Origin of the sequence: Lysinibacillus odysseyi 34hs-1 = NBRC 100172 (genome assembly GCF_001591965.1) — a bacterium.
Classification (GTDB): Bacteria; Bacillota; Bacilli; order Bacillales_A; family Planococcaceae; genus Lysinibacillus_B; species Lysinibacillus_B odysseyi.
The window spans coordinates 70,355-83,050 of sequence record NZ_BCVX01000007.1 but is presented as its reverse complement, the minus strand read 5'-3'; the positions used below and the strand labels follow the sequence as shown (position 1 = coordinate 83,050).

General features: G+C 39.0%; 15 protein-coding genes and 1 pseudogene. 6 read left to right on the top strand and 10 right to left on the bottom strand.

The features are described 5' to 3' along the window. The 3 genes from BOD01S_RS12645 to BOD01S_RS12640 form a co-directional block, all read right to left on the bottom strand. Positions 1-426, bottom strand: coding sequence for an acyl-CoA thioesterase (locus BOD01S_RS12645; protein WP_036158988.1), 426 nt, complete (start codon positions 424-426; stop codon positions 1-3). 145 nt (positions 427-571) lie between these two features. Continuing rightward, positions 572-736: a hypothetical protein gene (locus BOD01S_RS23355; protein WP_169745644.1), complete on the bottom strand. Its 165-nt coding sequence runs from the start codon at positions 734-736 to the stop codon at positions 572-574. 94 nt (positions 737-830) lie between these two features. Continuing rightward, the gene (locus BOD01S_RS12640; RefSeq protein ID WP_036158986.1) at positions 831-1,403 is read right to left on the bottom strand and encodes a DUF421 domain-containing protein; all 573 of its coding nucleotides are present in this window, start codon (positions 1,401-1,403) and stop codon (positions 831-833) included. 502 nt (positions 1,404-1,905) lie between these two features. On the opposite strand from BOD01S_RS12640, the gene BOD01S_RS23015 reads away from it, so the two are divergent. Together BOD01S_RS23015 and BOD01S_RS12635 are read left to right on the top strand one after the other, a co-directional pair. Next, positions 1,906-2,082 carry a hypothetical protein gene (locus BOD01S_RS23015; RefSeq protein WP_156117071.1) on the top strand — a complete coding sequence of 59 codons (177 nt, stop codon included), beginning with the start codon at positions 1,906-1,908 and terminating at the stop codon, positions 2,080-2,082. A gap of 153 nt (positions 2,083-2,235) precedes the next feature. Then, a complete protein-coding gene (locus BOD01S_RS12635; RefSeq protein WP_036158985.1) occupies positions 2,236-3,450 on the top strand; it encodes an NAD(P)/FAD-dependent oxidoreductase in 1,215 nt (404 codons plus the stop codon). 253 nt (positions 3,451-3,703) lie between these two features. Here the strand turns inward: BOD01S_RS12635 and BOD01S_RS12630 are convergent, their stop codons facing one another. Together BOD01S_RS12630 and BOD01S_RS12625 are read right to left on the bottom strand one after the other, a co-directional pair. Continuing rightward, a complete protein-coding gene (locus BOD01S_RS12630; RefSeq protein WP_036158983.1) occupies positions 3,704-4,054 on the bottom strand; it encodes a VOC family protein in 351 nt (116 codons plus the stop codon). A gap of 436 nt (positions 4,055-4,490) precedes the next feature. Further along, positions 4,491-5,228 (bottom strand): SDR family NAD(P)-dependent oxidoreductase, encoded by a 738-nt coding sequence (locus BOD01S_RS12625; protein WP_036158981.1) that lies wholly within the window; start codon positions 5,226-5,228, stop codon positions 4,491-4,493. Positions 5,229-5,367: 139 nt separating this feature from the next. On the opposite strand from BOD01S_RS12625, the gene BOD01S_RS12620 reads away from it, so the two are divergent. Beyond that, a complete protein-coding gene (locus BOD01S_RS12620) occupies positions 5,368-5,970 on the top strand; it encodes a TetR/AcrR family transcriptional regulator (protein ID WP_036158979.1) in 603 nt (200 codons plus the stop codon). Positions 5,971-6,012: 42 nt separating this feature from the next. Here the strand turns inward: BOD01S_RS12620 and BOD01S_RS12615 are convergent, their stop codons facing one another. Then, entirely contained in the window at positions 6,013-6,897 is an 885-nt protein-coding gene (locus tag BOD01S_RS12615; protein ID WP_036158977.1) for a patatin-like phospholipase family protein, read from the bottom strand. Positions 6,898-7,525: 628 nt separating this feature from the next. Next, the gene (locus tag BOD01S_RS12610; RefSeq protein ID WP_036158975.1) at positions 7,526-7,747 is read right to left on the bottom strand and encodes a hypothetical protein; all 222 of its coding nucleotides are present in this window, start codon (positions 7,745-7,747) and stop codon (positions 7,526-7,528) included. Between the two features lie 163 nt (positions 7,748-7,910). On the opposite strand from BOD01S_RS12610, the gene BOD01S_RS12605 reads away from it, so the two are divergent. After that, the gene (locus BOD01S_RS12605) at positions 7,911-8,177 is read left to right on the top strand and encodes a hypothetical protein (protein ID WP_169804322.1); all 267 of its coding nucleotides are present in this window, start codon (positions 7,911-7,913) and stop codon (positions 8,175-8,177) included. 16 nt (positions 8,178-8,193) lie between these two features. Next, positions 8,194-8,286 (top strand): annotated as a pseudogene (locus BOD01S_RS24005) (class I SAM-dependent methyltransferase); the annotation flags it as partial. 237 nt (positions 8,287-8,523) lie between these two features. Here BOD01S_RS24005 and BOD01S_RS12600 read toward each other — a convergent pair. Both BOD01S_RS12600 and pdxR read right to left on the bottom strand, forming a co-directional pair. Then, entirely contained in the window at positions 8,524-8,973 is a 450-nt protein-coding gene (locus BOD01S_RS12600; protein ID WP_036159676.1) for an SRPBCC family protein, read from the bottom strand. Between the two features lie 468 nt (positions 8,974-9,441). After that, entirely contained in the window at positions 9,442-10,803 is a 1,362-nt protein-coding gene (gene pdxR, locus BOD01S_RS12595; protein WP_036158973.1) for a MocR-like pyridoxine biosynthesis transcription factor PdxR, read from the bottom strand. 91 nt (positions 10,804-10,894) lie between these two features. Between pdxR and BOD01S_RS12590 the strand changes: the two genes are divergently transcribed. Then, complete coding sequence (locus BOD01S_RS12590; protein ID WP_036158971.1) at positions 10,895-11,488, top strand: GNAT family N-acetyltransferase; 594 nt, start codon at positions 10,895-10,897, stop codon at positions 11,486-11,488. 109 nt (positions 11,489-11,597) lie between these two features. Here the strand turns inward: BOD01S_RS12590 and BOD01S_RS12585 are convergent, their stop codons facing one another. Beyond that, positions 11,598-12,377, bottom strand: coding sequence for an SDR family oxidoreductase (locus tag BOD01S_RS12585; RefSeq protein ID WP_036158969.1), 780 nt, complete (start codon positions 12,375-12,377; stop codon positions 11,598-11,600). Between the last annotated feature and the right edge of the window lie 319 nt (positions 12,378-12,696).

Below are 12,696 nucleotides of genomic sequence, written 5' to 3'. Positions count from 1 at the left end.
TTAATCTTGTATGCGGGCTTCTGTGGCGTATTTTTGATCCCATGCTTCATCGACCTTACGCAGGGCGACCGGCCGGAATGTCTCTTTGTGAACAAGCGTATGTACACTCTTTGCTGTAGCCGCTATTGAACCGTCCTCATGTAAAATTTCATATCCATATGTAGTACGAAGTCTGCTGTGTGATTCAATCCACGTACGGACCGTCGCTGTCTGGCCATAGCGCATAGCCTTTTTATATTGGATGGAAAGATCAAGTACCGGTGACACATAGCCCGATTGTTCTAATCCAGCATAGTCAAAGCCCAGGTCCTTTACTAGCTGAGTGCGGCCAATCTCACACCAAACAACATAGTTAGCATGATATACGACTCCCATTTGATCAGTTTCCGCATAGCGTATTTCAATTTGTTTTTCTGATATAAACATACTTTTCTTTCCTTTCGTAGAAATGCCATTTTCCTTGCATTTCTATAGCTTTTCAACAACCCGATTCTCATTATACCGCACTTGTCTGTAAAATGAGGTGGATTTAATCCAACGAAAATGTTTTCTAAGAAAGTGAAGGCTGGATTTATTCGGTTGGAAAAACCTTATTGTCTGGAAGTGAAAATGCAGAAAATGTTAACAGAATGCCGTAAACCTCTGCATCCATCGCCATCAGCATCGTTTGATTATATTTTTTGTAATGACTTTTAAACTTTCCAAAGACAAAGTCACGAAATAACCTTGCCCTCACTTAAGCCCCGATGAAGAGAACAGAAAAGGTAAGCTTTTCACCTTTTTAATAGGTAACAGGCTTGTTTGACAAGAAGATTCCTAGAGCAAATTATTTACTGTAAATCCTTCGGGCTCTGTTTTGGTATATCGATTTCTTCAAAGATATTCGATGTAAAGTTTGCTTTTTGAGGTATTTCAGAAAAATAATTGCTCATTAACTTTTTGAACTCTCCAACGGTTAAAGGCTTAGCATCTTCCTTCAACTCAAAACCGAGCTGCCCATTTGGTTCAATCGTCGCAGTTTTCACATCCTCTATTCTAGAAATACCATGGTTCCGTAATCTCATTTCTAATTGATCTACAGTTAATCGTAATTTTTTTAAAGATGCGACATCTAATACCCCGTCTCTAATAACAATCTTTGATTTTCCTGTTATTAATTTTTCAAAGGAATTTGATCTTAATTGAATAGCCTCTAATATCACGACGGAAATAACAAAGATAGCTGCAGACACGATTGCTTTAATAACACTTTCTCCAGCAATTGGCTGCACAATTATCGTACCGATAGAAATCATTACGGTCGTTTGTGCTAGTGTCATTTGAGCTATAGATTTTCTACCCGCAATTCTTAAAACTAAGATACCAGCTAAAATTAATATTACGGACTGCCAAATAAAACTCACATAATCACCCTTTTCTTCTATGATGAGCTTTTGAAGCCTCCCCTATTCAAACTGAGAATTTGGAACTTTCTTCCGCATATTCCGGGAATGTCAGCCATAAAAAAGAGCCTCTTGATGCCTTTACACTTCCTTCCTACTCTTAAAATAGTGATCAACACGCTGGAAAATTATTTTTTCCTATAATAATATTTTTCAATTCATCTTCAAAAATCTACCTTTTAGAGGATTATTTTATAATAATTAATCTATTAATATAATTTTCTTCCCGCTTTTCTTGCCCCTTCATTTTTGTTCAAAGATATGTCAAAAATTTTAATGTCAATAGTTATTTTTCGAAAAAGTTGTGACTCCCATTAGAAAAATGGGTAATAAAAGAGAATAAATAATTAAAATTAATAATTTATGAATTAAAATGTTGAAATTTAGACACAAATGGCGTACAATGAATTTAACAAAAGGGTTTTGGGTAAAACTATTATTTTCCTAATTAGGAGGGGTTTGTATGGCTAACTTATCAAATATTCGACAAGATGCAGATTTCTATAATGATGTTCCATTAGTACGGGAATTTAAAAAACCAAGTGGCTTAATTGTCTTCGGACCAGCTGCAGGCTTCGCATTGTATGGTTTAACAGCAGTGGGCATGATTGCGTTTGACATCCTGGTAAAATTATTTTAATTATGAACAATAGCCTTCTAATCATTCGGTTAGAAGGCTTTTTTGTGCCTTTACAGCACAAACTATCTCTTCCCTGTCCTCCCTAACCGGCTGTATAAATGCTTGCCTCCGGGAAACAATGACAATAATCAGCTAATTTGCAGGAGGAAAATCATGAATCTACAATCTGGAATGTATTATTGGCCAACTACATTACAAGATCCCCCTTCTTACCCGCGATTAAATAAAGATATTGCCTGTGATGTCCTGATTATCGGTGGCGGCAGCTCAGGTGCCCAATGTGCATTTTATTTAGCCGATCAAGGGGTGGATGTAGTAGTAATTGAAAAAGGGAAAATTGGCAGCGGCAGTACAAGCACAAATACAGCATTAATTCAGTATTCTGGTGAAAAGATGTTCACAAAGCTATCCAACACATTTGGGCAGAAAATCATTAACCGTCATTTACGGTTATTAAAACAGGCAATTGATGAAATAGAAAATGCAGCAAAGCTATCCCCTATTGATACAGAATTTTTCCGCCGGGATTCACTTTATTTTGCGTCTGCTATGGAAGACATAAAGAAACTGGAGGAAGAATATCACTTCCTAAAGCAGCAAGGGTTCCCCGTGGATTGGTTCGACCGGGGAGACATTGAAGCAAATTATCCTTTCAGTAAAGAGGCAGCTGTTTATTTTTATAACGATGGTGAACTTAATCCATATAGATTCTCCCACGGACTACTTAGCTATGCAGGAAAAAGAGGGATCCGTATTTATGAACATACAGAGATGAATGGTCATTTTTTTGACTCGCATAAACAAGCCATGCGCGTGTCTACGAAAACAGGATACGGAATTCGTGCAAGCCACGTCATTTTTGCTGCGGGCTATGAAGGGATTGATGTTAAAAAGGAAAAGTTGGTTTCCTTCAGCAGTACATATACTGTCACAACAAAACCAGTGGACTTAGCAACCTGGCATAACCGTACACTTATCTGGGAAACAGCAAGGCCTTATATTTACATGAGGACAACAGCGGATAACCGTATTATTATCGGCGGACTTGATGATTCAACGAACTATCCCGAAGACAGAGATAGTAAGCTGAAGCATAAGACGAATTTATTAATCGAGGAGTGTAATCGGCGATTTCCGGCAATCCATGCGGAAGCTGAGTATGCGAATGCTGCGTTTTATGGGGGTACAGTAGACGGACTCCCAATAGTTGGTATATATGATGAATATCCTAACTGTTATTTTTTATTTGCCTTCGGGGACAATGGCACAGTCTACAGTCAACTTCTAGCTAAATTGATTGTTCAGGATATCATTCAAGGCAAAAGTGATGACCTTCTTCTTTACCGACAGGACCGGCCCTTGAATTAATGAAAACAACAGAAAAATTTTATACTGTTTTTGCTAAAAATAAAAAGATGCTTGAGATTAATATTCCTCCAGCATCTTTACTCTATCTCCATCCTAACCATTGATTTATCCCATTTTTTATGCCCTTGCTCTCATTCTACTTGTATGGAATGTAGATGAAGTAATACTTTTAAATCCCCATGATTTTTTGTAAAATGGATTGATCAGTTCAATATACCTTACTTCACGAATGCTAACCGGTGGCGCAACGGTTTTAACATTTGCAAACCATTAAATGGTTCCCATAAGGATCTTTGAAATTAAACCATTGATTATGCTCAATTTCTGTTGTTAACTCGACATTCTTACCCTTCATATATTCATATGCTTGTTCTATATTATCAGTATTCAAATGAAAAGGAGGGATTTTAAAAATGTTATCCTCAGAATAAATCTTGCTATCTAATACAATACCCGTTCCGTTCATAGGTACTATATACAAATGACCAAATAATATTTCACCATCTCCCGATAAGCCTAATATGTCACAATACCATTTACGAGCTTCTTCAATATTTCTTACAGGAATAAAAACGGTACCCACTTGATTTAAAATAGGATTCATAGATTACCTCCAAATTTAGCTATATAGGTTTAATTCGTCATATATTTAATACTCCCTTCTTTTTGATCTATACTTCACCGGTTAATAAGGTATCTAGGTACAGCTAATATCGGTACGAATTTTTGGGAAGCAGGATCACTTTTTTCAAAACGACATTTTACAGATCAATAGATAGCCTTTTCATCTATATTCTATACAAAATAAGGAACCTAATCCTTGTTTCACATTAGTCAAACAGCGCTGGCAAATTACTGTCAGCACTACATCCTGTTAACAAATGCTCACATCCAGTGTTTCTTGCCTGGCAAGTTTTTTCAAGACAGTCTAGGTAAATCCACTGTTTTAGATATTTTCTGAAAATAATTAAAGACAAAGCCATAAAACGACTTTGCCTTCGCTCCCAACCACTGACAAATTAACGTCAGCCTTTTATTTTCTATTGGGCAGTATAACCGCCATCTACTGTCAATGTGTTCCCAGTCATGAAGGATGAATCGTCTGAAGCCATGAACAGAACAGCTTTTGCCATTTCCTCTGCTTGGCCAAGTCGTTGCATCGGTGTAATTTGACGTAAAGCTTCTTTGCTTTCTTCGGGAATAATTGGTGTATCAATGAATCCAGGGCAGAGAGCATTGACACGGATTCCACGCGTTGCATATTCAAGTCCCAATGAACGAGTCAGGTTAATAACACCGCCTTTTGATGCGTTGTAAGCTGCTGAGCCTGGTGACCCAACCCACCCGTACATAGAAGCAGTATTAATAATGGAGCCGCCGCCTGTTTTTAGCATCTCCTTGATACCTGCTTGTGCTACAAGGAACACCCCGTCTAAGTCGACGTTAACAGTATTGCGCCATTCTGAATAAGAAAGTTCCTCGGTTGGCGTTACCCGCCCGATGCCGGCGTTATTGAATAATACATCAACACGTCCGTATTTCTCAACAGTTGTAGAGAAGATGTTTTGGACCTCTTCTTCATTTGTGATATTAGCTTTGATGAATAGTGCTTCTGCCCCTTTTCCCAGTAGCTCCTGTTCAAATGCCTTCCCTTTTTCTTCGTTTAAATCCACGATTACAACTTTTGCACCGTTTTCGACAAATAATTTTGCGGTAGCTGCACCGATACCTGAAGCTCCCCCTGTAATAATTGCTACTTTATCTTGTAATTTTGACATGTATATAGCCTCCTGCAAAGTAGATGTATAACATCTTTATTGTACGTTTTATAATTTATTCGATACAATCATTAATAGAGTGAAAACTGTCTATTACGGCGACATTTACGTTGGAAGTGTTGCCTTACGGAGGAGAATTATGTCGCAAACTTCAACTATCCGCCAGCAGCGAACTCAGGACCATCTATACCGGGCTTTTATTAAACTAGTGAAGGAAAAGGGCTTTCATACGGTGTCGGTTACTGATATTGTGAAGGAGGCAAAGTATAATCGTACAACGTTTTATAAACATTTTGAGGATAAATTTGATTTAGCGGATGCACTGCTAACGAACATGATGAAAGGTTTAGAGGAAGCTGTCGGTATTCCTTATCTTCAAAGAAGAAAAATTAATTCCTCTGAATTGAATCATCGGTCGTTTCGAATTGTGGACTATTTTTATGAACAACGAGAATTTTTTGAACTTCTTACTGTGCCAGATACCATTCCCTCGTTAACAACTTCTCTGCCATTAACCATTTTGAAAATTTATAAGGAACAGTTTCACTTTGTTACGGTAAATGATAGCCATGTGAATATGGAGACTTTCAAGCGATATACGGCATTCGGCTTCTACGGCATTATATTAAACTGGATTACAACAAACTTTGCGCAGCCGAAGAAGGAATTAGTTGAGGAGCTAATTGAATTAACGAGAAGCCATATGAAAACAATCGAGTATATTGGGCAGTCGTCTAAGTAATTGTTGCGGAGAGAGCTTCTTCGTCGCTAAGGAATTCTTCCACTACCAAACGGGCGACCATTTCCTTAAAAACTGCTTTGTCTTTTCCCGTCCGATACTCATTAATTTTTGTTTCGTCTCTTCGTCAATATCAAACTGAATAGCGCTGAAATGCTCAACCGGTATAAAGATAATATCCCTTTCATGCTTACGTGAAATATATCGATTATCATGTGCATCTTTCATTGTCGAAAATAGAGCTTCAAAGAGATCGATTGCATTATCAATTTTATGAGGCTCGATTTCTTCCTTGGCACTGCTTAGCTTCAAGCCAAGGATGGGTCTCTCTCGATGGCCATTATCGAATATCCATAGCGGAAAATTGCTGAGTACCCCGCCGTCCACAATAACCGCCTCCCTTTTGCCATTCCGTAAATAAATTGGTTCGAAGAAGAACGGAATACCACAGCTCATCCTTAATGCCCGGGCCACAGGGAATGTCTCACTGTTAACACCGTACTTAGCCAAATCATCCGGCAAGACAATAATGCGGCCGTTCGTTAAATCAGAAGCGACCAACCTCAGTGCTCCTGGCGGCAGATCACCGAATGTGCAAACCCCTTTTTCAGCTAATATTTCATAAAAAAACTTTTCTAATAACTTCCCCCGGTATAATCCGAGATTTTTATATAAGTTAATCCATTTTAAAAAAGGTAGCCGAAACACTCTCTTCGGAGGATCGAGCAGCCCTTTAATATTCAATTCGTCAAAGATAGTCTCCATCTCCGTTGCATTAAAGCCGGCCGCAACAAATGTTGCCAAAATGGCCCCCGCACTCGTTCCTGCTACGCGCCTGAATTGAATCCCCCGCTCCTCCAGCGCCTGAATGGCTCCTACGTACGCAAACCCTTTTATACCGCCTCCCGAGAATACGCCGTCGACAATCATTCGTTCTCCCCTTTTTTCCTTTTCTTTATATGTAGCCATAGCAAATTACATTTAGAACCCTGCATACCCGTACTTTTGTACGAAATATTATATTTCATGCACCCGATACTTCCAAAAAGCTTACATCCAATTGATAAAAACGGGGAAATACCCTTGTTCATAACAAAGGGGATTGTAGGAAATTCTATCTTGCTTCAAGTTTCAGAACCATAGAAATAGTGAGAGATTGATCTGCTACACTGCAGGCGGAAGGGTTTATTCATATATAAGATTGAACGGGCTGTTTCTTGTGAGCTGCTTAAACCAATAGTTGAAAAAGAAACAGTGGCAAACGCCGATTTTCTAGTCGTTCTTCTACCTGTAGGAAAAGGCAGTCAAATTGAATTTGGAATGGCATTAAGATTGGGGAACAGGATATATCTTGTCACCGACAAAGGAAGCCTTTGATATCGGAAACACAAGCACCTTCTATTATGTAGACGGTGTATATCTTTTTGTAGGGGTATTAAAGATTTTGTAAACTACTTAAAGGGTCGCGAGATAAGGAATATTCAATAAAAATGAAACGTTGACGTTGGAAAAACAGTTTTAGCTATCAAAGGATGTGGCCATCCCGGCATCTGCCTATTCACCCAATGCCCCGCTCCTTCCATATAACCGGCTTTACAGCGAGAATTTGATCAAGAATGAATGTTCTTTTGGCTTTTTTTGTATAGCAATACACTTGGGTAGTGTCTCCTGTTACTTTTAATACTTTTACGCGTCTTTTCGTTATGGCACCATCTTTAGCCATATAAATAATGTCGATGAGCTGATGATGCTTCATCGCTTTTACAATTTGTTTCCGCATAAGGCTCACTCCTTTCCTTCATTATAGAACAAACGTTCTGGTTTTGAAAGTGAAATGTTTCAACTATCAGCCGATCCATGCCCGCTGCCTATAAGAATTCCAAAAGATTTCTAGTCGTCCAAATCAATGAAAAATTCCTGCTACTATACGTGGAGGGCAAATGGTGAAAAAGCAAATAACGGAAGTTTATGAGAAGTCAGTTGATACAAAGGGATTATTTTATATTGCATACGAACGGCCTGCCATGATGGAACAGCTTCCGGTATCTTTAAAAGATAAATGGGTGCTTGATGCCCGGTGTGCGGCCGGCTGTTATGCAGAGCAACTGATCAATCAAGGCGCAAATGTTGCCGCTATAGATATTAGGTCGAAAGTGGTAGCTGCTGCAAAAACGCAGAACGGGAGATCAGTCAGAAATAATTTCTCTTGATTAAGCGGAAGATTATCCATTTGAGGAAGGTACATATGATATAATCGTCAGCTCATTGTCGCTGTATTACTTAAAGGCTTGGCATCAGATATTTAAGGAGTTTAAATGAATCCTAAAGCAGGATGGAACGCTTTTTTTCCATTCATCATCCATTTACCGATATGGCTCCCCTGGAGGATTTTCACTATTATGAAACCAAGCTCATGATCGATCAATAGAATAAAGCAGGAGAAGTATATAACGTGTTGTTTTCCCCCGATTCTTGTTACGAACGGGCAGCCTTTTTTAGGTTGCCCAGCAAGAGATTTCCTGCTGCTCTTTCTCACAAAAGTAATGACGTGTTGCCCTATCTTTCTGCTATTCTTTTTAACTCCTTTGCACGATTTACAATGAATTTCCTCATATATTTTTCTAAAAATAATCTATCTATAATTACTCCAAGAACTCCAAAAGGAGATGTAAAAGAAAAAGTATCTTTCATGATAGTCCCTGTGCCACTTTCTATAAATTCATGTGTATGTGAAAATGACTGGAACGCTCCCTTTACCATAACATCTGTAAATTTATATGGTTTTTCCATCTCTATTATCTGAGCGGTTAATTTTTGTTTTACTCCAAGATGAGTGGCTTCCCACGTAACTTTATCACCTTTTTCCATCAGTCCAACTGTGACACCGTTAACCGCTCTTTCCTTTGTTTTACTTGTTGTTTCTGTGTGTACCTCTACATTTCTCGCTAGGTCGAAACAAACATTGATAGATGCATCGATAAAAATTTCGTGTTTGATTATAGGCAAATTTATCTTACCTTTCATTTAAAATTATATAATTAAGGTTCCCTATGCACCCTGTTAACATAAAAAACGTCAGCAAATTTACTAGATATTTTGTTTTATCACTTTTCTAAAAGATTTAACTCTTCTTTCCCTTCACTGCCTTCTTAAACAAAACTAACCCTAGGCAAAAAACAAGTAATCCAATTCTCAGCAGCTTGAATGTTTTAAACGGCTCATCTGAAACAATAGTGCTGAGGAATGGGCATCCAAAGAAAATAATGAAGATATTAACTTTATGAACTACAAATAAGCTCTCCCCATCTTCCTTTGACTTCTCACTGCTTCTCCTTAATAATAGACACTTTACATTAGATAATAGACAATTCAACTGTAGTAATAGACAAAATCCCCTTGTTAGTAGACAATCCCTCCTTCATAGCAGGTGACGCAAATTGTAGTAGACACCTCTCCTGTAGTAAAAGCAGAAAATCAACGGCTGATTTTCCACACGCTAGCAAGAAGGCGGACTGCTTCTTCCATTTTTTCGAGAGGAATAGCCCCGTAACCGATCATGGTAAAACGCTTAACTGTCATTGTCTGATAAGACGAAGAAATCGGGTCGATCGTGATGCCCGCTTCGGCTGCTAACTCAATGGCTTGGTCCTCATCCAGCCATTCGGGCAGTTTTAGCACGATATGTAATCCAGCCGAATCCCCTATCACTTCAAACTCTTCTCCAAGCATCTGTTGAATACATGTCAGCAGCTTCTCCCTCTTTTTTCGGTACAAAGTGCGCATTTTTGCAATATGCTTCGTATAAAGACCATTTTTCATAAACTCAGCTACTACCCGCTGTTCCATTCTAGAAACGGTCGATTTTTGTGCCGCATTGAATTGGTTGAACGGTTGAACCAGGTCCATCGGCAAAATCATATAGCTCATTCGGAGAGACGGAATTAAAGTTTTTGAAAATGTACCGAAGTAGATAACCCTTTGCAGTTGATCGATTTGAGCAAGCGGCGGGATTGGTGTGCCTTTATATCGGAATTCTGCATCATAATCATCCTCAATAATATAAGCTCCTGATTCTTCTGCCCACTTTACTAAGTCAAGTTTCCGGTCAATCGGCATGACCATCCCAAGCGGAAACTGATGTGCAGGTGTCACATAATACATCCGGCAATCCGATCGCGGAATAGCCGCTCCTTTTTCATCTACCACTACATATTCAACCGGCAATCGGCTTTGCTGAAAAACAGCGGCTGCCCTCTTGAACCCGGGCTCTTCTATAGCTGTTTGGGCTGGACCAGAAAAACGACAAAGCTCCTGTAATTGATGCTGTGTGCCACTATAAATATAGATTTGCTCAACGTTGCAGGACACCCCTCTTGATTTTTTCACATAGGCAGCAATCTGCTCTCGAAGGTGATATTCCCCTTGCCAGTCGGCGTTTGGAATATAGTTGGAAACTAGTTGCTTCTTGTAAATTTTTAACCACTCCCGCAATGGGAAAACCTGTTCATCTACTTGACCGCTTTGGAAATTATAGACAACCTTATACTCTTCAATTGTTTTCCTGGTTTGGATTGATACTGGCTGCTGCCACTCCATCTCATACGGTGACACAAAATACCCCGCCCTTTCCGCACTATAAATAAACCCTTCACTTGCTAACTGCTCGTAGGCCTCTTTCACCGTATGTATACTTACATTCAATTGCTCCGCCAGCTTTCGTTTAGAAGGCAGTTTTTCATTTGGGCTCACAACCTGCTGGATAATCTTTTCTTTTAACTGTTCATAAATCACAATATATTTCGCTTTGTCTTGTGTGAATATAAATTGAAGTTCCATTTGACACCTCCTGGTATGGTGAAAAGAAATAATTTTGGTACTGTTTAGCATACCAAATTTTTCTTTTAATAACGATAAGGAGGGATAAGTAATGGAACAAATAAAAATAGAAAACGATATTGTACAATTGCGGTTAATCACACAGGAGGATGTAGAGGGGATTATAGAAGCAGCAAATGATCCGGACATATGGATGCACATGTCCGATACACTATTATCAAGGGAAGCTGTCTTGCAATATGTTGAAAATGCAGTAAAAGAGCATGAAGCCGGCCAGATGTATAAGTTTGTCATTATCGATAAAAAAACAGGTAAGATTATCGGCAGTACGACACTTTTTGATATCTCCCTTCAGCATAAACGGTTGGAAATCGGTTATACATGGCTGAACCCGCACTATTGGCGGTCGAATATCAATACGAATTGCAAATACCTGTTGCTGACATACTGCTTTGAGCATTTAGGACTGCATCGGGTGCAGATTAAAACAGACGATAAAAATAACCGGTCTCAGAAGGCGATTGAACGGCTAGGTGCAACAAAGGAAGGTGTTTTACGGAATCATATGGTCCGCAAAGATGGAACGATTCGTCATACAGTAATGTATAGTATTACGAAGGAAGATTGGCCACATGTCAAACAGCACTTTGAAAGGAATTTGCTGAAGAAGTCTTTCAACTTTTAATTACTTTTAAAGATATTCTGGAGACTGTAATCAAGAGAAAAAATTGCCAAGGAAAAACCAGCCATTCCAATGAAGAGCGGCTGGTTTACTTCATGCTATTTTACCTTTATTACTTGCCTAAAAATCCCCCATCAGAATGTATAACCTGGCCTGTTATCCATTCCGAATCATCACTGGCCAAGAATTTAATTAACTTCGCAGCATCAGAAGGGACCCCGATTCTGCCCTTAGGGAAAAGCGTTAAGAAATGTGCTTTCAAGTCCTCATTTATCCAACCAGTATCAGTAGGACCAGGGTTAATGGAGTTCACTGTTATTCCAATAGGGGCCAGACCGACCGACAACGGCTCGGTAATAGCGATGATCGCCCCCTTCGTAGCAATGTAAGCTAAATTATTAGGATTTGGACCACCCGAAACTAGATTGATAATCCGCCCATCCTTTTTACCCGGATAGGCTTTTTCATATCTCTTCGCAAATTCGGTACTCAGTAAAATCGTACCCTGATTGTTTACTTGATAATGTTGATACAAAATGTCTGTATTTATATTTCGAAAGTTTGAGGGTGATTCATATGTAGCATTGTTTATAAGAATATTAGGCGTGCCGAGAGTGTTCTCTACTTCATCTAACAGCTGCGCCGGGGAATCGGAGTGTGATAAATCCAGTTCCATATGAAAACACCTAACCCCCAGTCCAGTTATTTTATCAGCTAGAAGCTCAGGAAACCCTTTTTCAATACCGTTTCCTTCTTCCGCATCGAAAGTCCTCCAATGCGTAAAGAATATATCTGCACCTGCTTCAGCTAATGCCAAACAAACAGCCGCACCAATCCCGTTGGCTCGGCTGGCTCCAGTCACGATGGCTTTTTTACCGTTAAGAATAGTCAATATAACCCCTCCATATGTGTACTAAATTAAAAATGTATGTAGCTCTTTAGAGAGTGGCCATAAATAAATTCTCCTCTCTTCCCCTTGTTCTAAACTAAAATTGCTTTATCAATATTATTCAACATAAAGAAGGCATATCCTTTTCCACTATTGCTTAATATGTTGTCGAAAAGCTATTATATAAAAGTTTTGACCTAAATAAAATAAGCTTGCAGGGATACTCCTACAAGCTCTAAATACTAGGAGGCAAAACGGCTGTCGTTTTACGTCATCTCCAATAAACTCAAATAAAAACACTATTTATCGTTCTTTTTTCCCG